The organism is Nonomuraea sp. NPDC051191, assembly GCF_044455665.1.
Classification (GTDB): domain Bacteria; phylum Actinomycetota; class Actinomycetes; order Streptosporangiales; family Streptosporangiaceae; genus Nonomuraea.
In genome coordinates, this window is record NZ_JBITEZ010000020.1 from 16,990 (window position 1) to 35,035 (window position 18,046).

The window sequence follows — 18,046 nt, forward strand, 5'->3', positions numbered from 1 at the left end:
TGTTCCGGGTGACCATCCGCGGGAAGTTCGACGGACTCGACGAGGAGGGACGGGCCGCGGTGCTGGGGGCGCACGACACGGCGTTCACCGAGGCGGGCACGTTCACCCATGACGGGACCCTGTCGGCGTTCACCTTCCGGTGCCAGGTGGCCGCCGGGCCGGGCGACGGCGAGCACGAGGCGACCGGGCGGGCGGTGGCGGCGCTGGAGGCGTACGGGGTGCCGTACCAGGTGTTGCAGGTCGCGGTGACGGACATGCGGGACATCAAGATCCGCCGCAAGGGCCGCGCCTGACACTACCGTGTCCCTGATCTGGGATATAGTCCCGAATGTGGGACATGATTTGGACGACCGCCTGGCCGCCCGGCTCGCCGAGCTGCGGGTCGAGCGCGACTGGTCGCTCGACGACCTGGCGCGACGCGCCGGGATCAGTCGTTCGACGCTGTCCCGGCTGGAGCGCGGGGAGATCAGCCCGACCGCCGCCCTGCTCAACAAGCTCTGCGCCGTCTACGGGCGCACGATGTCGCGCCTGCTGGCCGAGGTGGAGTCCGAGCCGGCGCAGGTGGTGCGGGCCGCGGCACAGGCGGTGTGGCGGGACGAGGACTCGGGCTTCGAGCGCCGTTCGGTCTCGCCGCCGCATCCCGGGCTGCGCGGCGAGGTCGTCGAGGGGCGGCTGCGGCCGGGCGCGGACATCGCCTACGACGAGCCGCCGGTTCCCGGGCTCGAACAGCACGTCTGGGTGCTGGAGGGCGTCGTGGAGATCACCGCCGACGGCCTGGCCCACCGGCTGGAGGCGGGCGACTGCCTGCGTTTCCGCCTGTGGGGGCGGTCGCGGTTCCGCTGCCCCGGCCCCTCGCCGGTCCGTTACGCCCTGTTCGTCGTCCTGCCCTGAGCTCGGAAGGAGCCCCCTCGTGCACACCGTCACCCGCATCTCGGCGCAGGAGTTCGCCGCCTGCGTCGAGGAGCTGGCCGCGCTGCTGGCCGACGCCGTGGACGGCGGCGCCTCGGTCGGCTTCCTGAAGCCGTTCGGCCCGGCGCAGGCCGCGGCGTGGTGGCGGGAGCAGGCGGCGGCGGTGGCCGAGGGCGGCATGGCGGTGTGGGCCTGCCGCGACCCGGACGGCTCCCTGGCCGGCACGGTCAGCCTGGTCATGGCCCGCAAGCCCAACTCGCGTCACCGCGCCGAGCTCGTCAAGCTGCTGGTGCACCGCCAGGCGCGCGGGCGCGGCCTGTCCCGCCTGCTGCTGGCCGCCGCCGAGGAGGGCGCCGTCGCGTCCGGGGCCGGGCTGCTGGTGCTCGACACCGAGACCGGCAGCACCGCCGAGCACCTCTACCTCACCGGCGGCTGGACCCGGTACGGCGTCGTGCCCGCCTACGCCGGCGCCCCCGACGGCACCCTGCTCGACTGCAGCTTCTTCTACAAGCGCCTCACCACCCCCGCCTGAGCCCGTCGAGGGGCCGCGCCTAGAATGGGCTTCGGATCTTCGTCGGGGGGTTGACGTGCCGTCCTGGGCAGAGCAGGCGATCTTCTGGCACGTCTATCCGCTGGGCTTCCTGGGCGCCGAGCGCGCCGCCGTGCCGCGGGTCACCCATCGGCTCGGGGGCCTGGTGCCGTGGCTGGACCACGCCACCGCCCTGGGCGCCGACGGGCTGCAGCTCGGCCCGATCTTCGCCGCCGAGACCCACGGCTACGACACCCTCGACCATTTCCGCGTCGATCCGCGCCTGGGCGACGACGATGACTTCGACGCGCTGGTGTCGGCCGCGCACGACCGCGGCCTGCGGGTGCTCCTCGACGGCGTCTTCAACCATGTGGGCCAGGGCTTCCCGCGCTTCCAGGAGGCCCTGCGCGAGGGGCCGGACTCGCCGGCCGCGCGCTGGTTCCGGCTGCGCTGGCCCGCCGGCGGCGGCGCTCCCGCGCACGACGACTTCGAGGGGCACCAGTCGCTCGTCGCGCTGAACCATGCCGAGCCGGCGGTGGCCGAGCACGTCGCGGCGGTGATGGCCCACTGGCTCGACCGCGGCGCCGACGGCTGGCGGCTGGACGCCGCCTACGCCGTGCCGCCGTCGTTCTGGGCGCGGGTGCTGCCGCAGGTGCGCCGCGGGCGGCCGCAGGCGTACGTGGTGGGGGAGGTCATCCACGGCGACTACGCCGCGTTCGTGGCCGAGACCGGCATGGACGCCGTCACCCAGTACGAGCTGTGGAAGGCGATCTGGAGCTCGCTCAACGACCGCAATGCCTTCGAGCTGGCCTGGGCGCTCAAGCGGCACGCCGCCTTCGCCGAGTCCTTCACGCCGATGACGTTCGTGGGCAACCACGACGTCACCCGCCTGGCCAGCCGCCTGACCGACGAACGCCACCTGCCCCACGCCCTGGCCGTGCTGATGACGGTCGCCGGCACGCCGTCGCTGTACGCCGGCGACGAGTACGCCCTGCGCGGCGTCAAGGAGGAGCGCGAGGGCGGCGACGACGCCGTACGCCCGGCCTTTCCCGCCTCCCCGCGCGAGATGCCGCCGGACGGCCTGCCGGTCCTCGGCCTGCACCGGCGGATCGTCGCCGTGCGCCGCCGCCATCCGTGGTTGTCGCGCGCCCGCACCACCGACCTGACCCTGTCCAACCAGCTCTACGCCTACGAGAGCCGCTCCGGCGGCCACGCGCTGGCGGTCGCGCTGAGTACCACCGACGAGCCGTCGCAGGTCACGCTGCCCTTCCCCGGAAGCATCGCCGCCGGGGACGGCGAGCTGGACGGCGCGCTGCTGACCCTGCCCCCGCACGGCTGGGCCGTCGTCGAACCCTGAACAGGGCGACCTACCTGCAATCACTACGAAAAGTAGCGTTCTAGCAACGTTCCGCTACTAGCTTCTCCGGGCATGAATCTCGCGACAAAGCCGACGTGGTCGCCGATAGCGCGAAGCAACCCGTCAAAGCGGGCCCGTCGTGCGTTCCCCGCGAGAGGAAACCCTTCTCATGCCCATGACCCGGCTTCCCCCTGTCCTGTGCGCCGCCGCCCTGGCGCTGGCCACCCTGACCGGCCCCGCGCAGGCGGCCGACACCGACACCGCCTCCTGCGTCCGGCAACTGGCCAAGAACCACACCTACAAGGACGGCCCCCGCACCTACACCACCGACGGCGCCGGACGGCCCGCCCAGGCCCTGGCCCCGCAACTGGCCAGGAAGGCGGCCGCGCGCAGCGGGTGCGAGGCCACCGTCGGCAACTGGGGCGGCAGCGGCGACTGGCAGGGCGGCCATCTCATCGCCTCCTCCTTCTCCGGCTCCAGCATGCGCTACAACCTGGTCCCGATGCGCGGCAGGCAGATCAACCAGGGCCTGATGCTGCGCGTCGAGAACGGCGCCCGCGCCTGCCTGGCGGCCAAGGGCGGCGCGGTGGCCGACTACCGGGTCCAGGTGCACTATCCCGACGGCACGACGGTGATCCCCGACCGCATCCACGTCTCGATGGCCGCGAAGATCGGCGGGGTGTCCCGGCAGGTCAACGTGACCTTCCCGAACGCCACCCTGTCGGCCGGCGACCTGGACTCCTGGCACACGAAGATCGGCAACGCGTTCCGGGCGGCGCACTGCATGAGCGGCTCTGACAAGGCGTAGCCACCGGCGTTGTGGGAACCCTGCATGCGGGATCGACCCGTTCTGGTGTGGGATCGTCCTCATGACGAACGCAGGAAGACAGCGACGGTTCCCCACCGGCGACCTGGCCAGGATCGCGGTGTTCGCCGCGCTGATCGCGGTGCTGGGCGCGCCGGGCGCGGTCAACGTCTTCGGCAACGGGGTGCCGATCACGCTGCAGACGCTGGGCGTCATGCTGGCCGGGGCCGTGCTCGGGGGCTGGCGGGCGGCGCTGGCGGTGGTCGTGCTGCTGGTCCTGGTCGCGGCCGGGCTGCCGCTGCTGGCGGGCGGGCGCGGCGGGCTGGGCGTGTTCACCGCCGCCTCCGCCGGGTTCCTGATCGGCTGGGTTCCCGGGGCCGCGGTCACCGGGCTGCTGGTGGAGCGGGCGGGCCGGACGCCGGGTCTCCTGCGGCTGCTGGTGGCCTGCGCGGTGGGCGGGATCGGGGTGGTCTACCTGGTCGGGGTGCCGGTGCAGGCGCTGGTGACCGGGCTGCCGCTGACCAAGGTGATGGGCCTGACCGCCCTCTTCCTGCCGGGTGACGCGCTCAAGGCGGTGGTGGCCGCGCTGGTGGCCCGGGGCACGCAACGCGCCTATCCCGACGCCGTTCCCGCCGTGCACCGCGAGCGGGTGCGCTGATGCCCGTCGCCGAGCACGTCCTGCGGCACGCTGCCGAGAGCCCGTCGCGGGTCGCGCTGCGCGGTCCGCGCGGCAGCCTGACCTACGCCGAGCTGGCCGAGCGCGTCCAGGGCGGCGCGCGGCATCTGCGGGGGCGGCTTCAAGGGCGGGGCGCGCTGGTCGCCATCGCCCTGGAGGACCCCGTCGAGCTGCTGGCCGCCGTGCTGGCGGCCGATCTGGCGGGCGTGACGCCGCTGGTGGGCGACCCGGGCTGGAGCCCGGAGCGGTGGGCGCGCGTGGCGGCGGCGGCCGGGGCCGACCTGCGGGTCGGCGAGCCGCTGCCGTGCGTTCCGGGCGCGCCGCCGGCGCCCGATCCCCGTCCCGATGACCGGGCGTGGGCCTGCTTCACCTCCGGCAGCACGGGCCGGCCGCGCGCGGTCGTCCGCACCCGCGCCTCCTGGACGCGTTCCTTCCCGCACCTGTGCGAGCTGACCGGGATCGGCCCGGCCGACGTCGTCCTGGTGCCCGGCCCGCTGGTCTCCTCCCTGTACGCCTTCGCGGCCGTGCACACGCTGGCCGTCGGCGCGACCGCCCTGGTGCCGGGCGGGCGGCCGGCGTCGGCGGAGCTGCGGGCGGCGACCGCGATCCACCTGGTGCCGCACCGGCTGCCCGAGGTGCTGGAGCAGGCTCCCGGCCTGCGTACGGCCGTCGTCGGCGGCGCGGCCCTGAGCCCGCGGGCGCGGGACCTGGCCGGGCGGGCGGGGGTGCGCGTGGTGTCCTACTACGGCGCGACCGAGCTGTCGTTCGTGGCCTTCGACGCCGACGGGGGCGGGATGCGTCCCTTTCCGGGCGTCGAGATCGAGGTCAGGGCCGAGCCGGGGCGCGCGCTGGGCGAGGTGTGGGCGCGTTCGCCGTGGCTGGCCGAAGGCTATCTGGGCGGCGCGAAGGGTCCGCTGCGCCGCGACGGCCAGGGCTGGATGACGGTGGGCGACCTGGCCGAGCCGTACCGGGCGGGGCAGGTGCTGCGGGTGCGCGGGCGCGGCGACGGCGCGATCCAGACCGGCGGCGCGACCGTCGTCCCCGAGGACGTCGAGGCGGTGCTGCGGAAGGTGCCGGGCGTGGGGGACATCGTGGTGATCGGCTCGCCGCACCCGTCGCTCGGCTCGGTGGTGACCGCGGTGGTCGAGGGCGCCTGCCCGCCGCCGCGCGCGCTGCTGGAGGCCGTCGCCCGCGGCGGGCTGGACGTGGCGCAGCGGCCCCGCCGCTGGTATGCCGTCCCCGCGCTGCCGCGCACCGGGTCGGGCAAGCCCGCGCGCGGCCTGGTGGCCGACCGGCTGGCCGGCGGCGACCCCGAGATCCGGCGGCTGGTCTGACGTGGGCGGACGACCCGTCGTCGTGGCGGCCCGCCGTACGCCGATCGGCACGGCCGGGCACGCCTTCAAGGACGTGACCGTCGACCGGCTGGCCGCCCCCGTGATCCAGGCCGTGACCCAGGCCGTGACCGGTGAGGCCGGCCGGCCGGTGGACGACGTCGTGCTCGGCAACTGCATGGGCCCCGGCGGCAACGTGGCCCGGGTGTCGGCGCTGGCGGCCGGGCTCGGCCACGGCGTGCCCGGCCTGACGGTCGACCGGCAGTGCGGCAGCGGGCTGGCGGCGATCCTGGTGGCCGGGCAGGCGGTGGCCGCGGGCGAGATGGACCTGGTGATCGCCGGGGGAGCCGAGAGCGCCTCGACCGCGCCGCTGCGTACGCCGCGCGGCGCCGACCGCCCCTACGAGCGGGCGCCCTTCGCCCCCGACGGTCATCCCGACCCCGACATGGGCCCGGCCGCCGACGCCCTGGCGGCCGCGTACGGCATCAGCCGCGACCGCCAGGACGACTACGCCCGCCTCAGCCACGCCAAGGCGCTGGCCGCCCGCGCCGCGGGCGCCTTCGACCAGGAGATCGTGCCGATCGGCGGGCGGGCGGAGGACCAGCGGCCCAGGGTGCTGCGGGCGGCCTCGCTGGCCCGGCTGCCTGCGGCGTTCGTGCCGGGCGGTACAGTGACGGCCGGTAATTCCTCCCCGGTCAGCGACGGCGCGGCCGCCGTGGCGCTGGTTCCCGAGCGGGCCGGCCTGCCGGGGTTGCGGCTGGTGGCCGGGTCCGTCGTCGGGTGTGATCCGGCGCTGCCCGGGTGGGGTCCGGTGCCCGCGGTCCGCCGGGTGCTGGCACGTGCGGGAGTGGACATGGGACGGGTGGCGGCGGTGGAGATCGTGGAGGCGTTCGCGGCGCAGGTGCTGGCCGTCACCGACGCGCTCGGCCTCGACCCGCTGGAGGCCGACCGTGAGCGGGTGTGCGCCGGCGGGGGCGCGCTGGCGCTCGGCCATCCGTGGGGCGCGACCGGCGCGGTGGTGGTGACCAGGCTCTTCTCCAGGCTGGTGCGCGCCGGGGCGCCGGCGGGCACGCTGGGGCTGGCGGCCGCGGCGGTGGGCGGCGGGCTGGGCGTGGCCGCGCTGTTCGAGGTGGTCGCGTGATCGAGTTCGCCGACGTGCACGTCCGGCTGGGCGGGCGTGACGTGCTGCGCGGCGTCACCGCGAGCCTCAGCGAGCGCCGGGTGGGCGTCGTGGGCGCGAACGGCTCGGGCAAGAGCACACTGGCCCGGCTGATCAACGGCCTGGCGGTGCCCACCTCGGGCGAGGTCACCGTGCTCGGCCTGGACACCCGTCGTCAGGCCGCGCGGATCAGGCGGCGGGTGGGGTTCCTGTTCACCGACCCCGACGCGCAGATCGTCATGCCGACCGTGGCCGAGGACGTCGCCTTCTCCCTGCGCCGCAAGGGCCTGCGGCGCGAGGAGGTCGAGCGCCGCGTGCACGACGTGCTGGCCCGGCACGGCCTGGGCGGGCACGCCGACCATCCCGCACACCAGTTGTCCGGCGGCCAGAAGCAGTTGCTGGCCCTGTGCGCGGTCATGGTGCTCGAACCCGACATCCTGGTCATGGACGAGCCCACGACGCTGCTCGACCTGCGCCATTCGCGGCAGGTGGCCGAGCTGTTGCGGGAGATGCCGCAGCAGGTGGTGGCGGTCACGCATGATCTGCCGCTGCTGGCCGGGTTCGACCGGGTGCTGGTGCTGGACGAGGGCCGGGTGGTCGCCGACGGCTCACCGGCCGAGGCGATCGGCCACTACACCGAGCTGATGGCGTGAACGGGCTCACCGGCGCGTACGTGCCGGGCGGTTCGTGGCTGCACCGGCTGCCGGCCGGGGTCAAGCTGGCGGGGCTGGCGTTGTCGTGCACGGCGCTGGTGCTGCTGCGCCCGCCTGTGGCGCTGGCGGGGGCGGCGGTCGTGGCGGCGGCGCTGTACGCGTCGGCGCGGGTGGGGGGCCGGGCGGCGTGGGCGCAGGTCAGGCCGGTGCGCTGGTTCGCGGTGGTGCTGTTCGTCGTGCAGCTGGTGTTCGCGGACCTGGACGCGGCGGTGTCCTCGACGTTGCGGGTGGCGCTGGCCGTGGCGCTGGCGGGGCTGGTGACGCTGACCACGCGGACGGCCGACATGCTGGCGACGCTGGAGCGCGGCCTGTCGCCGGTCCGGTTCGTGGGGCTGGACCCGTTCCGGCTGTCGTTGCTGCTCTCGCTCACCGTGCGCAGCGTGCCGGTGGTGGCGTCGCTGGCGACGCGGGTGCGGGAGGCGCAGCGGGCGCGGGGGGTGGAGCGCAGCGTGCGGGCGTTCGCGGTGCCACTGGTGGTGGGCGCGCTGCGGCACGCGGACGCGCTGGGCGAGGCCCTGTCGGCCCGTGGCCTCGACGACTGAGCCCGCACCTCATCACAAAGCGGACATAAGGCAGTTACAACTTACATCTGCACTTTTGGGCAAATATAGCCTTCTTGCGTAAATAAACGACAAAGCGGACGTCGATCGTTCGTTGCGCAAGGAGTCCTTCCCCCGTGCTGCCCACAAGAGCACTGCTCGCCGCCTGCCTGCTGGCCCCCCTTCCCGCCGTCCTGCCGGGCACGGCGCACGCGCGCCGCGTACTGCTCGCTCCCCGACACCCCCGCCCTCACCGCCCAGGAGTCGGGGCCGCGTGAGGGCTACCTGGCAGGATCGGGCAGCGACGCCTTCGTGGACTGGATCTACCCCAGCCCGCGCCCGGCGGCCAAGGAGCCGACGGCGGCCCAGCGCCGCGACTACGCCGGCTTCCCCAACCTCACCGCCGTCGACGTCGTCAGGCCCGACGGCACGCCCGGCCAGAAGCTGATCGCCACCTGGTCCACCAACGTGGACGCGGTCATGGCCCAGACCAGCGGCATGGCCGTCTCCGACGACGGCGGCCTGACCTTCGGCCCGCCGCGCGCCACCCCGCTGCGCGAGGCCCCGGTGCAGCTGCACGACGGCCGCCTGTTCGGCACCGCCTACTACCTGACGAAGGTCGACGCCCGCACCAACGAGCTGGACGTCCACACCTCCACCGACCTCGGCCAGACCTGGGACACCGCCAGGGCCACCTTCACCAGCCCCGACGAGCTGGTCGGCGGCGGCGTGGCGCACGGCGTGCCGGTGCAGCTCGCCGACAGGACCGTCCTGGTGACCGTCTACGCCCGTTACACCGTCACCGGCGGCAAGAACCAGGCCGAGCTGTACGCCAGCGCCGACGGCGGCAGGACCTTCGCCCGCCGCGGCGTCATCGCCCGCCCGGCCGGGGAGACGACCTACAACGAGACGGCCGTCGAGCAGACCGCCGACGGCAGCCTGCTGGCGTCATGCGCAAGGACGGCGGCACCTACTCCACGCTGGCCTGGAGCCGCTCCACCGACGAGGGCCGCACCTGGTCGGCGGTGCGTGACCTGCAGCTTTCCGGGCAGAGCTGCACGGTGCGCGGCGTGGCCCCGCGCCTGCTGCTCATGCCCAACGGCGTGCTGGTGCTCAGCGCGGGCCGTCCGGACAACTGGCTGGCGATCTCCTCCGACGGCCGCGGCGACTCCTGGACGCAGCAGCGCGTGACGTACCACAACCGCGACGGCGTCTACGACACGCACGGCTCGTCCGGTTACACGGCGCTGGCCGCCGTCGGCACGAACCGGCTGGTGCAGGTCTTCGACAACTGCAAGCTGCCCGGCGTCAACGCCGGCGGGACGCTGAACGAGACCGCCTGCCCGGCGAGCGGCACGTTCGAGAACGGCGGCTGGTACGGCGTCAGGCGCCGCCACCTGGACGTCCTGGCGCCCGGCGCGGGCCGGATCGACCTGGCCGCCAAGCAGCGTGCCGGCGAGCTGACCGTCGAGACGAACATGACCTGGGCCGGCGCGAACCGGCCGCGGGTGCGTCCCGACGGCGCCTTCGACGGCAGCACCGCCTATTGGTCGAGCGCCGTCTCCCAGGGGCCCGGCGAGTACGTCGTGCACCTGGACCGCGAGCAGACCTTCAACCGGATCGGCCTCAGCCTGCGCCCGGGGCATCCGGCCTCCGCCCGCGTCTACGTCTCCAAGGACGGCGCCGACTGGGGCCCCGCGGTGGCCACGGTCGGCGGGCGCACCGACTACGCGCTGCGCTACCAGCCGGTCAACGCCGCCGGCCGGCACGTCAAGGTCGTCGTGGACGCCACGCAGGGCTGCGACGCCGAGATCGGCCAGAGCTGCGCGATGCTGAACGAGGTCGAGCTGTACTCCACGACCGACACCTTCGACAACGACCCGATCTGGCTGCGTCCGCGGGGCTACCAGAGCCTGTCGGCGGCGTGGGTGTCGCCGTACGAGGTGGGCGCCGACCGCGCGCTGCCCCTGTCCGACAAGTCCACCACCCTCATGGCCAAGGCCGCCCGCACCACGACCGCGAGCGCCCGCAAGACCCTGGAGTTCCGCTACCGGCCGGTCAGCGTGACCAACTCCTTCCTGTTCACGGTGACCAGCGGGACGACCTCGGCCTACCACCTGAGCATCAGCAGGGCCGGCGCGGTCAGCCGCTACGACGCCGCCACCAAGAAGTGGACGACGCTGGCCCCCGCAGGGACGGTCGGCGAGGGCTGGACCAGGATCCGCCTGGAGGCCACCACGTCCGCCGCCACCCTGTACGCCGGTGACCGCCAGATCGCCACGCTGCCCCGCACCGCCGCCGTGACCTCGATGGACGGCTACGCCTTCAGCAGCGCGGGCACCGCCCCCACCGGCGACGAGGCGCTGTTCGACGACGTGCGCTTCGAGGATCGCTGACCTCGCGTGGCGGCGCGGGAGCGTGCCCGCGCCGCCACCCTGGCCTGCCTTGCGCCGCCTCGACGGGCCGTGTCTATGATCGCGCCATGCCTCCCCTGACGCTTCCCCGCCAGCACGCCCGGACGGCCCGCTTCACCTACGGCGTCCCGCGGAACTTCACGATCTCCCCGGACGGCGCGCGCGTGATCTTCCTGCGGTCCTCCTCGGGCGAGGACCCGGTGCACCGGCTGTGGTCGTTCAGCGTGGCCACGGGGGAGGAGCGCCTGCTGGCCGACCCGGGCACGCCGACGCCCGGCGCGCGGCCGTCGGAGGCCGAGCGGGCCCGCAGGGAACGCACCCGCGAGCAGGCCTCCGGCATCGTGGCCTACGCCACCGACGCGGCCGTCACCAAGGCCGTCTACGCGGCCGAGGGCGCGCTGCACACCGTCGACCTGCTGACCGGCGAGGTGACGGCGCTCGGCCTGAGCGGTTCCGACCCGCGGCTCGACCCGACCGGCGAGCACGTCGCGTTCGTCTCCGGCGGCGCGCTGCACGTCGGCGAGCGGCCGCTGCTGGTCCCCGACGGCACCGACGTGACGTGGGGGCTGCCCGAGCACGTGGCCGGCGAGTCGATGGGCCGCCACCGCGGCTACTGGTGGGCGCCCGACGGGAGCCGGCTGCTGGCCGCCCGGGTGGACAACGCGGCGGTGCAGAAGTGGTGCCTGGCCGAGCCGGCCGAGCCCGGCAGGCCGCCGCGGACCATGGCCTACCCGCCGGCCGGCACGCCCAACGCCGACGTGTCGTTGTGGCTGGTCACGCTGGAGGGCCGGCGCACCCGGGTGGTGTGGGACCGCGCGGCCTTCGAGTACGTGGCGGCGGTGTCGTGGACCGGTCAGGGCCTGCTGGTGCTGGTGCAGAGCCGTGACCAGCGCACCACCCGCGTCCTGGAGGTCGATCCGGCCACCGGCGCGACCACCCTGGTGCGCGAGGACACCGACGACGCCTGGCTGGAGCTGGTGGGCGGCGTGCCGTCGCGCACGGCCTCGGGCGAGCTGGTCTGGACGGTCGACCGCGACGACACCCGCCGCCTGATGGTGGGCCAGGACGTGGTGACCCCGCCCGGCCTCCAGGTGCTGCAGATCCTGGCCGTCGACGGCGACACCGTGCTCTTCCAGTGCTGCGAGGAGCCGACCGAGCGGCACCTATGCACCTGGTCCAGGGCCGAGGGCCTGGTCAGGGTGACCGCCGAGCCGGGCGTGCACACCGGCACGCGCGCCGGCGGGGCGACGGTCGTGGTGCGCCGCGCCCTGGAGGAGCACGGCGTGCGGGTGAGCGTGGGCGATCGGGTGATCGCCTCCCACGGCGCGGTGCCGGTGCTGCGGCCGCGGGTGGAGCTGGTGTCGCTGGGCAAGCGCGACCTGCGTACGGCGGTGCTGTTCCCGTCCGGGCACGTGCCGGGGTCGGGGCGGCTACCGGTGCTGCTGTCGCCGTACGCCGGGCCGATGGCCGCGCGGGTGCTGCGCGGCCTGGACGGCTTCGCGATCGAGCAGTGGTTCGCCGAGCAGGGCTTCGCCGTGCTGGTGACCGACGGGCGGGGCACGCCGGGGCGGGGGCCGGCCTGGGAGCGCGCGGTGCGCTTCGACAAGCTGAGCGCCGCGCTGGAGGACCAGGCCGACGCGCTGCTGGCCGCCGGTGCCCGCCATCCCGACCTGGACCTGGGCCGGGTGGCGATCCGCGGCTGGTCCTACGGCGGTTATCTGTCGGCGGCGGCCGTGCTGCGCCATCCCGACGTCTTCCACGTGGCCGTGGCGGGCGCGCCGGTGACCGATGCCCGCCTGTACGACACCCACTGGCAGGAGCGTTACCTGGGCCACCCCGACGAGCATCCCGAGGCATACGACCGCTGCTCGCTGCTGCCCGACGCGCCCCGGCTGACCCGTCCGCTGATGCTGGTGCACGGGCTGGCCGACGACAACGTCTTCGCCGCCCACACGCTGCGGCTGTCGGCGGCGCTGCTGGCCGCGGGCCGCCCGCACACCGTTCTGCCGCTGAGCGGCGTGACGCACATGACCCCCCAGGAGGACGTGGCCGAGAGCCTGCTGCTGCTGGAGCTGGAGTTCCTGCGCCGCCATCTACCCCAGGTTTGACTTATATAAGGCTGTCCTGAAACACTGAGGTCGTGCACGCGTTCGACGTCCTCGGGGATCCGGTCCGCCGCCGGATCCTGGAGCTGCTGGCCGGCGGCGAGCAGAGCTCCGGCGAGGTCACCTCAGTCATCCAGCGAGAGTTCGGCATCTCGCAGCCGGCGGTCTCCCAGCATCTGAAGGTGCTGCGCGACAACGGGTTCGCCAGCGTGCGGGCCGAGGGCACGCGACGGCTCTACGCCGTGCAGGCCGCGCCGCTGCGCGAGGTCGACCTCTGGCTCGACCGTTTCCGCGGGTTCTGGGACCAGCGCCTCGACGCGCTGGCCACCGAGCTGGCGCGGGGCAGAAGAAAGAAGCACGATGGACAGCCTTGACGAGATATCCCGGATCAGGCGCGAGCTGAAGGACGGCGAGCGCAAGACCGTGTCACTGACCCGCCGCTACGACGCGGAGGTGGAGGACGTCTGGGAGGCCTGCACCGACGGCGAGCGCATCGCCCGCTGGTTCATGCCCGTCTCGGGCGACCTGCGGCTGGGGGGCACGTACCAGCTGGAGGGCAACGCGGGCGGGGAGATCCTCGACTGCGAGCCGCCCTCCTACCTCAGGGTGAGCTGGCTGTTCGGGCTCGACCCCGGCTTCTCCGAGGTCGAGGTGCGCCTGTCGCCCGAGGGCGGGGGCACCCTGTTCGAGCTGCGCCACACCGCCGAGGTGCCGCCGGAGATGTGGGGCAGGTACGGGCCCGGGGCGGTGGGCGTGGGCTGGGACCTCGCGCTTCTGGGCCTGGGCCTGCACCTCTCGGGTGCGCCGCTGCCCGACAAGGCCGGTTTCGAGCTGACCGGCGAGGGCCGGAGCTACATCACGGCCAGCAGCAGGGCGTGGGGCGAGGCGTTCGAGCAGGCGGGGGCCTCGCCCGAGTCCGCCGCCACCGCGGTCGCCGCCACCACCGACTTCTACCTACCGACGGAGGACCAGTCATGAGCCAGAAGACCACGACGTTCCTGATGTTCCAGAACCGCGACGCCGAGGAGGCGATGAACTTCTACGTGTCGCTGTTCGAGGACTCCAAGGTGGTGGCCGTCTCCCACTACGGCCCCGGCGGGCCGGGGCCCGAGGGCACCGTCATGCATGCCACGTTCACCCTGGCCGGCCAGGAGTACATGTGCATCGACAGCAGTGAGCAGCACGCGTTCGGCTTCACCCCCTCGATGTCGATCTGGGTCGCGTGCGACACCGAGGAGGAGATCGACCGGCTGTACGCGGCGCTGCTGGAGGGCGGCCGGCCGCTGATGCCGATCGGCTCGTACGGCTTCAGCACCAAGTTCGGCTGGGTCAACGACCGCTTCGGCGTGTCCTGGCAGCTCAACCTGGCCTGACGGCCGCGACGGAGGTCAGACCAGGCTCTGGCCTCCGTCGACGGTCAGGACGGTCCCGGTCACGAAGTTGTTGGCCATGAGGAACAGCGAGGCCGAGGCCGCCTCCTGGGCGGTGCCGAACCGGCCCAGCGGCGTGCCCGAGCCGGCCGCGGCGACCGCCTCCGCGCCGTCGAGGCCGACGGTGCCGCGCGAGAGCGGGGTGTCCACGATGCGTACCTGACGGTGTTGACGCGCAGCCGCATCGGCGCGAGCTCGACGGCCAGCGTCCTGGTGAGCCCCTCGACGGCGCCGAGGATCGCGATGGCGGCGGCCGCGCCGGGGATGGGCCGCTGGAGGTAGAGGCCGGAGCTGAAGGTGATGGAGCCGCCGGGGGGCAGGACGCGGGCGGCGGCGCGGGCCGCGCCGTAGGCGCCCCAGAAGCGTCCGTCCACGGCCTGGCGGAGCTGTTCGACGGGGGTGTCGAGGAACGGGCCGCCGGCCAGGTCGCCCGCGGTGACCAGGACGTGGTCCACGGGGCCGGCCTCGTCCAGCACACGTCGCAGGTCGTGTTCGTCGCTGCCGTCCGCGGCGATGCCCGTCACGGTGCCCATCGCGGCGGCGGAGGTGCGGACTCGGTCCACGGCGGCGGCCCGCCGCCGCGCGGCGGTCGTGGAGGCGGCGCGCGCCCTGGCGGCGGCCCACGTCCCCGTCCCCGCCGGCTGAGGGGGGCGAGTAGGGTGAGTAAGTGTTCACCCACCCTCTCGCGAAGGGCACGACATGAGGCTCGTCATCTTCGGCGCGACCGGCCGCACCGGGCTCGAACTCGTCCGTCAGGCGCTCGACCCGGGCCACGAGGTCACCGCCGTCGTCCGTGATCCCGCCCGGCTGCCGGACGGGCTGCGCGGCCGCGTCGAGACCGTGACCGCCGACCTGGCCGACCCGCAGGCCATCGCCCCGGCGATCAAGGGCCGGGACGCCGTCCTGATCGCGCTCGGCCCGCGCGGGCGCGGCCCGACCACCGTGCACTCGTCGAGCATGCGCTCGATCACCCAGGCGATGGCGCGCGTCTCGGTCCGGCGGGTGCTGCTGGTGAGCGCCGCGGGCCTGGTCGCCGACGCCGGTGACGGCGCGGTCACCCGGTACGTGCTCAAGCCCCTCATCCTGCAGCCGCTGCTCAAGAACTCCTACACCGACCTGGCCGAGTCCGAGCGCCTGCTGCGCGCCTCGGGCCTGGACTGGACGATCGTGCGCCCGTCGCGCCTGCTCGACGGCGGGCTCACCGGCCGTTACCGCACGGCCCGGGATCTCAACCTGCGCGGGGGCCGCTCCACCACCCGCGCCGACCTGGCCGACTGCATGCTGAAGCTGGCCGCCGACCCGGCCTCGGCGGGGCACGTGGTGTCGGTGGCCACGTAGCAGGGTTTCAGGCCGCGATCGAGGCCAGGAAGTCGTCGAGCAGGGCCGTCTGGGTCTCTTCGGGGAAGCGTCCGGGGTCGAACAGCGCCTGGACGACGAGCCCGTGGACGAAGGCCACGGCACTGGCCGCCAGCCGTTCGGGGTCGGCCGCCGGAGGCAGTTCGCCGAGGTCGCGGGCGGCCTCCAGATGGGCGCGCAGCGCCGAGCGCAGCCGGGTGTAGCGGGCGGCCTGGCCGGCGCCGAGGTCGTCGTCGGCCAGGGCCAGGTCCCATGAGCTGACCCAGATGCGGTTGCGGGCGACGTCGGCGGGGGCCAGCGGCAGGATGTCGAGCAGCGCGGCCCGCAGGGCGGCCAGGCCGGCGGCGGGGGCCCGGCGCCGGGGGCGGCCGGCCGTGCGCCGCTCCAGCAGGTCGAGCGCGTGCCCGACCAGGGCCCGCTTGGTGGGGAAGTAGTGCATGAGCAGGCCGGTCGAGACGCCCATGGCGGCGGCGACGGCGCGCAGGGTGAGCCCGCCGAACCCCTTGTCGGCCAGCACCTGCCAGACCGCCTGTGAGACGTCCTCGCGGCGGGCTTCACGGTCTCCGGCTGCGGGTGGCATGCTGCTACCTTACATACCGAACGCTCGTTACGTACCTTGGACGGTGTCCGTGTTCACACTGCCGCTCGGCGATGACGCCGAGCTCCGCCCGCTGGAGCCCTGGCAGGCCCAGGAGTTCCTGGACCACATCGACCGCGCCCGCCCCTTGGTGGACCCGTGGATCCCGTGGGCCGAGCGCAGCACCGACCTGGCCTCGGCCACGGCCGTCCTGCAGCGCTATGCCGACGACCAGGCCGGCGACGGCGCCCGCATCTACGGGATCTGGCTGGCCGGCACGCTGGTCGGCGGCGTCATGTTCACCCGGTTCGACGCGGTCTCGGGGGTGTGCGAGATCGGCTGCTGGCTGGAGGCGGCCGGGACGGGCCGTGGGCTGGTGACCCGGGCCTGCCGGCTGCTGATCGACTGGGCGTTCGCCGAGCGCGGCATGGCGCGCGTGGAATGGTGGGTCTCGCCGGGCAACACGCGCAGCGTCGAGGTGGCGCGCCGGCTCGGGATGACCCGCGACGGCGTGCTGCGCAAGCGTTTCCCGTACCGGGGCGAGCGGCAGGACAGCGAGGTCTGGTCGCTGCTGGCCGACGACGGGCCGCCCTGCGGCGTCAAGGCCGAGCTCGACGGGCTGATGGCGGCGTTCATGGGCGCCTTCACCAACACCGGCGGACGCCGCCCCGACGTCGGCGTCGTGCGCGACCTGTTCGTCCCGCAGGCGATGATCGTCAACAACACCGGGCCCGAGCCCGTGGTCCACGACCTGGACGGCTTCGTCGAGCCCCGGCAGCGCATCCTCACCGACGGGACGCTGACCGAGTTCCGCGAGTGGGAGGTCGCCGAGCGCACCGAGATCTTCGGGTCGGTGGCGCACCGGTTCAGCGACTACCGCAAGTCCGGCGTCCGGGACGGCGTGCCGTTCGAGGGCGGGGGTCGCAAGACCACCCAGTTCGTCCGGACGCCCGCCGGGTGGCGGATGAGCTCGATGGCCTGGGACGACGAATAAGGCCGGGTCAGGCGGCCACCTTGTCCAGGAAGGAGCGCACGTTGGCGTGCGTGCGGGCGATCTTCTCCGCCGGCGTCAGCGACTCGTCCACGACGCCGGCGCCCGCGGCCTGCTTCCTGCCACGCAGGTAGAGGGGGCAGGCCAGGTCGGCGCACAGGTACTGGCCGACGGTGTTGCCCTGGCGGCCGGGCTCGCCGGTGCGGCGGGCGGTCATCAGGGCGACGCCGCCGCTGGTGTGGGTGGTCAGGCAGAAGGAGCACATGCTGCGCGAGGTGAAGGCCCTCGGGGCGCCGGAGGTCACGCGCAGGGCGACGCCCACGATGGCCTCGTCGCGTTCGGCGACCAGGTAGGCGCGCTCGGGGGCGCCGGGATCTCGCCAGCCGAGGAAGTCGAGGTCGTCCCAGGGCAGGTCGGCCAGTTCCCTGGGCAGGCCGACGCGTTTGGCCTCGCCTTTGGTGCAGTTGATGAACGACGTGCGGATGTCGGGTTCGGTCAGGGGTCTCATGGTTGTGGAGGCTAGCCCTTCTTAACGGTAGTATGCAAATACTTAAAGCCTTTAAGAAGGGGTGCCGTCGTGGCCCGCGCCGGAGTGACCGTCGACCGTCTGACCAGGGCGGCCGCGGACCTGGCCGACGAGGTCGGCTTCCAGAACGTGACCGTCTCCGCGCTCGCCCGCGGCTTCGGCGTCAAGCCCGCCGCCCTGTACGCGCACGTCAAGGACCTCCAGGAGCTGCGGCTCAGGGTGGCGGAGCTGGCCTTGGGCGAGATGGCCGACCGGGCCGCCGCCGCGCTGGCCGGCCGGTCGGGCAAGGAGGCGCTGGTGCCCTTCGCCAACGCCTACCGCGGCTACGCCAAGGAACATCCGGGCCGGTACGCCGCCACCCAGCTGGAGCTCGACTCCGAGTCGCTGGACGTCAGCGCGGGCCGCCGCCACGCGGAGCTGACGCGGGCCGTCCTGCGCGCCTACGGCCTGTCCGAGCCCGACCAGACCGACGCGCTGCGCATGATGAGCAGCACGCTGCACGGTTACGTGACGCTGGAGACGGCCGGCGGGTTCCGCCGTCATCCCCGCGACGTGGAGTCCTCCTGGTCCAGGACGCTGGACGCCCTGGACGCCGTCCTGCGGAACTGGCCCCCGGCCTGAGAACCGGC

The 18,046-nt window shown here is 74.2% G+C and carries 23 protein-coding genes and 1 pseudogene; 20 read left to right on the forward strand and 4 right to left on the reverse strand.

Going from position 1 to position 18,046, the window contains the following annotated elements:
* Window positions 1-8: 8 nt before the first annotated feature.
* From ACIA8R_RS43150 to ACIA8R_RS43225, 16 genes are all read left to right on the forward strand, one after another.
* Window positions 9-293 (forward strand): DUF6204 family protein, encoded by a 285-nt coding sequence (locus tag ACIA8R_RS43150; protein ID WP_357699660.1) that lies wholly within the window; start codon window positions 9-11, stop codon window positions 291-293.
* Window positions 294-330: 37 nt separating this feature from the next.
* A complete protein-coding gene (locus ACIA8R_RS43155) occupies window positions 331-891 on the forward strand; it encodes a helix-turn-helix domain-containing protein (protein WP_397043402.1) in 561 nt (186 codons plus the stop codon).
* Window positions 892-910: 19 nt separating this feature from the next.
* Entirely contained in the window at window positions 911-1,441 is a 531-nt protein-coding gene (locus ACIA8R_RS43160) for a GNAT family N-acetyltransferase (protein ID WP_397043404.1), read from the forward strand.
* A gap of 55 nt (window positions 1,442-1,496) precedes the next feature.
* On the forward strand, window positions 1,497-2,795 hold the full coding sequence (locus ACIA8R_RS43165; RefSeq protein WP_397043406.1) for an alpha-amylase family protein: 1,299 nt from the start codon (window positions 1,497-1,499) through the stop codon (window positions 2,793-2,795).
* 175 nt (window positions 2,796-2,970) lie between these two features.
* Window positions 2,971-3,603: a DNA/RNA non-specific endonuclease gene (locus ACIA8R_RS43170; RefSeq protein WP_397043408.1), complete on the forward strand. Its 633-nt coding sequence runs from the start codon at window positions 2,971-2,973 to the stop codon at window positions 3,601-3,603.
* Window positions 3,604-3,664: 61 nt separating this feature from the next.
* Window positions 3,665-4,258: a biotin transporter BioY gene (locus tag ACIA8R_RS43175; RefSeq protein WP_357699670.1), complete on the forward strand. Its 594-nt coding sequence runs from the start codon at window positions 3,665-3,667 to the stop codon at window positions 4,256-4,258.
* Window positions 4,258-5,610, forward strand: coding sequence for an AMP-binding protein (locus ACIA8R_RS43180; protein WP_397043410.1), 1,353 nt, complete (start codon window positions 4,258-4,260; stop codon window positions 5,608-5,610). The genes ACIA8R_RS43175 and ACIA8R_RS43180 overlap by 1 nt, the downstream gene beginning before the upstream one ends.
* 1 nt (window position 5,611) lies before the next feature.
* Window positions 5,612-6,748, forward strand: coding sequence for a thiolase family protein (locus ACIA8R_RS43185; RefSeq protein ID WP_397043412.1), 1,137 nt, complete (start codon window positions 5,612-5,614; stop codon window positions 6,746-6,748).
* Window positions 6,745-7,419 carry an energy-coupling factor ABC transporter ATP-binding protein gene (locus ACIA8R_RS43190; RefSeq protein ID WP_397043414.1) on the forward strand — a complete coding sequence of 225 codons (675 nt, stop codon included), beginning with the start codon at window positions 6,745-6,747 and terminating at the stop codon, window positions 7,417-7,419. Before ACIA8R_RS43185 ends, ACIA8R_RS43190 begins: the two co-directional genes overlap by 4 nt.
* On the forward strand, window positions 7,416-8,021 hold the full coding sequence (locus tag ACIA8R_RS43195; RefSeq protein ID WP_397043416.1) for an energy-coupling factor transporter transmembrane component T family protein: 606 nt from the start codon (window positions 7,416-7,418) through the stop codon (window positions 8,019-8,021). The genes ACIA8R_RS43190 and ACIA8R_RS43195 overlap by 4 nt, the downstream gene beginning before the upstream one ends.
* A 309-nt stretch (window positions 8,022-8,330) precedes the next feature.
* Window positions 8,331-9,209, forward strand: a complete 879-nt coding sequence (locus ACIA8R_RS43200; RefSeq protein ID WP_397043417.1) for a hypothetical protein — start codon at window positions 8,331-8,333, stop codon at window positions 9,207-9,209.
* A 287-nt stretch (window positions 9,210-9,496) separates the two neighbouring features.
* Window positions 9,497-10,414, forward strand: coding sequence for a discoidin domain-containing protein (locus ACIA8R_RS43205; RefSeq protein ID WP_397043638.1), 918 nt, complete (start codon window positions 9,497-9,499; stop codon window positions 10,412-10,414).
* Window positions 10,415-10,500: 86 nt separating this feature from the next.
* Window positions 10,501-12,540, forward strand: coding sequence for a prolyl oligopeptidase family serine peptidase (locus ACIA8R_RS43210; protein ID WP_397043419.1), 2,040 nt, complete (start codon window positions 10,501-10,503; stop codon window positions 12,538-12,540).
* A 32-nt stretch (window positions 12,541-12,572) separates the two neighbouring features.
* Window positions 12,573-12,911 (forward strand): metalloregulator ArsR/SmtB family transcription factor, encoded by a 339-nt coding sequence (locus ACIA8R_RS43215; protein ID WP_357699687.1) that lies wholly within the window; start codon window positions 12,573-12,575, stop codon window positions 12,909-12,911.
* Window positions 12,898-13,515 (forward strand): SRPBCC family protein, encoded by a 618-nt coding sequence (locus ACIA8R_RS43220; RefSeq protein WP_397043422.1) that lies wholly within the window; start codon window positions 12,898-12,900, stop codon window positions 13,513-13,515. The genes ACIA8R_RS43215 and ACIA8R_RS43220 overlap by 14 nt, the downstream gene beginning before the upstream one ends.
* Window positions 13,512-13,910: a VOC family protein gene (locus ACIA8R_RS43225; RefSeq protein WP_357699691.1), complete on the forward strand. Its 399-nt coding sequence runs from the start codon at window positions 13,512-13,514 to the stop codon at window positions 13,908-13,910. The genes ACIA8R_RS43220 and ACIA8R_RS43225 overlap by 4 nt, the downstream gene beginning before the upstream one ends.
* 15 nt (window positions 13,911-13,925) lie before the next feature.
* On the opposite strand, the gene ACIA8R_RS43230 is transcribed toward ACIA8R_RS43225, so the two are convergent.
* Together ACIA8R_RS43230 and ACIA8R_RS43235 are read right to left on the reverse strand one after the other, a co-directional pair.
* A complete protein-coding gene (locus ACIA8R_RS43230; RefSeq protein WP_397043424.1) occupies window positions 13,926-14,117 on the reverse strand; it encodes an SDR family oxidoreductase in 192 nt (63 codons plus the stop codon).
* 68 nt (window positions 14,118-14,185) lie between these two features.
* A pseudogene (locus ACIA8R_RS43235) lies at window positions 14,186-14,530 on the reverse strand (SDR family oxidoreductase); the annotation flags it as partial.
* On the opposite strand from ACIA8R_RS43235, the gene ACIA8R_RS43240 reads away from it, so the two are divergent.
* Both ACIA8R_RS43240 and ACIA8R_RS43245 read left to right on the forward strand, forming a co-directional pair.
* On the forward strand, window positions 14,481-14,612 hold the full coding sequence (locus ACIA8R_RS43240) for a hypothetical protein (RefSeq protein WP_397043644.1): 132 nt from the start codon (window positions 14,481-14,483) through the stop codon (window positions 14,610-14,612). The pseudogene ACIA8R_RS43235 and the gene ACIA8R_RS43240 sit on opposite strands and share 50 nt — an antisense overlap.
* A gap of 54 nt (window positions 14,613-14,666) precedes the next feature.
* Complete coding sequence (locus ACIA8R_RS43245) at window positions 14,667-15,305, forward strand: NAD(P)-dependent oxidoreductase (RefSeq protein ID WP_397043426.1); 639 nt, start codon at window positions 14,667-14,669, stop codon at window positions 15,303-15,305.
* Window positions 15,306-15,312: 7 nt separating this feature from the next.
* Here ACIA8R_RS43245 and ACIA8R_RS43250 read toward each other — a convergent pair whose 3' ends face one another.
* Window positions 15,313-15,903, reverse strand: coding sequence for a TetR/AcrR family transcriptional regulator (locus ACIA8R_RS43250; RefSeq protein WP_357699698.1), 591 nt, complete (start codon window positions 15,901-15,903; stop codon window positions 15,313-15,315).
* A 43-nt stretch (window positions 15,904-15,946) separates the two neighbouring features.
* Between ACIA8R_RS43250 and ACIA8R_RS43255 the strand changes: the two genes are divergently transcribed.
* Entirely contained in the window at window positions 15,947-16,894 is a 948-nt protein-coding gene (locus ACIA8R_RS43255) for a GNAT family protein (RefSeq protein ID WP_357699700.1), read from the forward strand.
* A gap of 7 nt (window positions 16,895-16,901) precedes the next feature.
* Here the strand turns inward: ACIA8R_RS43255 and ACIA8R_RS43260 are convergent, their stop codons facing one another.
* Window positions 16,902-17,399 carry an FBP domain-containing protein gene (locus tag ACIA8R_RS43260; protein WP_364088651.1) on the reverse strand — a complete coding sequence of 166 codons (498 nt, stop codon included), beginning with the start codon at window positions 17,397-17,399 and terminating at the stop codon, window positions 16,902-16,904.
* Window positions 17,400-17,468: 69 nt separating this feature from the next.
* On the opposite strand from ACIA8R_RS43260, the gene ACIA8R_RS43265 reads away from it, so the two are divergent.
* Window positions 17,469-18,038 carry a WHG domain-containing protein gene (locus ACIA8R_RS43265; protein WP_357699704.1) on the forward strand — a complete coding sequence of 190 codons (570 nt, stop codon included), beginning with the start codon at window positions 17,469-17,471 and terminating at the stop codon, window positions 18,036-18,038.
* The last annotated feature ends 8 nt before the right edge of the window (window positions 18,039-18,046 follow it).

What these genes read in the sequence shown, in the direction of transcription:
- ACIA8R_RS43170 (WP_397043408.1), top strand. Translation starts at nt 2,971, where the DNA reads ATGACCCGGCTTCCCCCTGTCCTGTGCGCCGCCGCCCTGGCGCTGGCC.
- ACIA8R_RS43175 (WP_357699670.1), top strand. Translation starts at nt 3,665, where the DNA reads ATGACGAACGCAGGAAGACAGCGACGGTTCCCCACCGGCGACCTGGCC.
- ACIA8R_RS43180 (WP_397043410.1), top strand. Translation starts at nt 4,258, where the DNA reads ATGCCCGTCGCCGAGCACGTCCTGCGGCACGCTGCCGAGAGCCCGTCG.
- ACIA8R_RS43205 (WP_397043638.1), top strand. Translation starts at nt 9,497, where the DNA reads ATGACCTGGGCCGGCGCGAACCGGCCGCGGGTGCGTCCCGACGGCGCC.
- ACIA8R_RS43210 (WP_397043419.1), top strand. Translation starts at nt 10,501, where the DNA reads ATGCCTCCCCTGACGCTTCCCCGCCAGCACGCCCGGACGGCCCGCTTC.
- ACIA8R_RS43220 (WP_397043422.1), top strand. Translation starts at nt 12,898, where the DNA reads ATGGACAGCCTTGACGAGATATCCCGGATCAGGCGCGAGCTGAAGGAC.
- ACIA8R_RS43225 (WP_357699691.1), top strand. Translation starts at nt 13,512, where the DNA reads ATGAGCCAGAAGACCACGACGTTCCTGATGTTCCAGAACCGCGACGCC.
- ACIA8R_RS43240 (WP_397043644.1), top strand. Translation starts at nt 14,481, where the DNA reads ATGCCCGTCACGGTGCCCATCGCGGCGGCGGAGGTGCGGACTCGGTCC.
- ACIA8R_RS43245 (WP_397043426.1), top strand. Translation starts at nt 14,667, where the DNA reads ATGAGGCTCGTCATCTTCGGCGCGACCGGCCGCACCGGGCTCGAACTC.
- ACIA8R_RS43250 (WP_357699698.1), bottom strand. Translation starts at nt 15,903, where the DNA reads ATGCCACCCGCAGCCGGAGACCGTGAAGCCCGCCGCGAGGACGTCTCA.
- ACIA8R_RS43260 (WP_364088651.1), bottom strand. Translation starts at nt 17,399, where the DNA reads ATGAGACCCCTGACCGAACCCGACATCCGCACGTCGTTCATCAACTGC.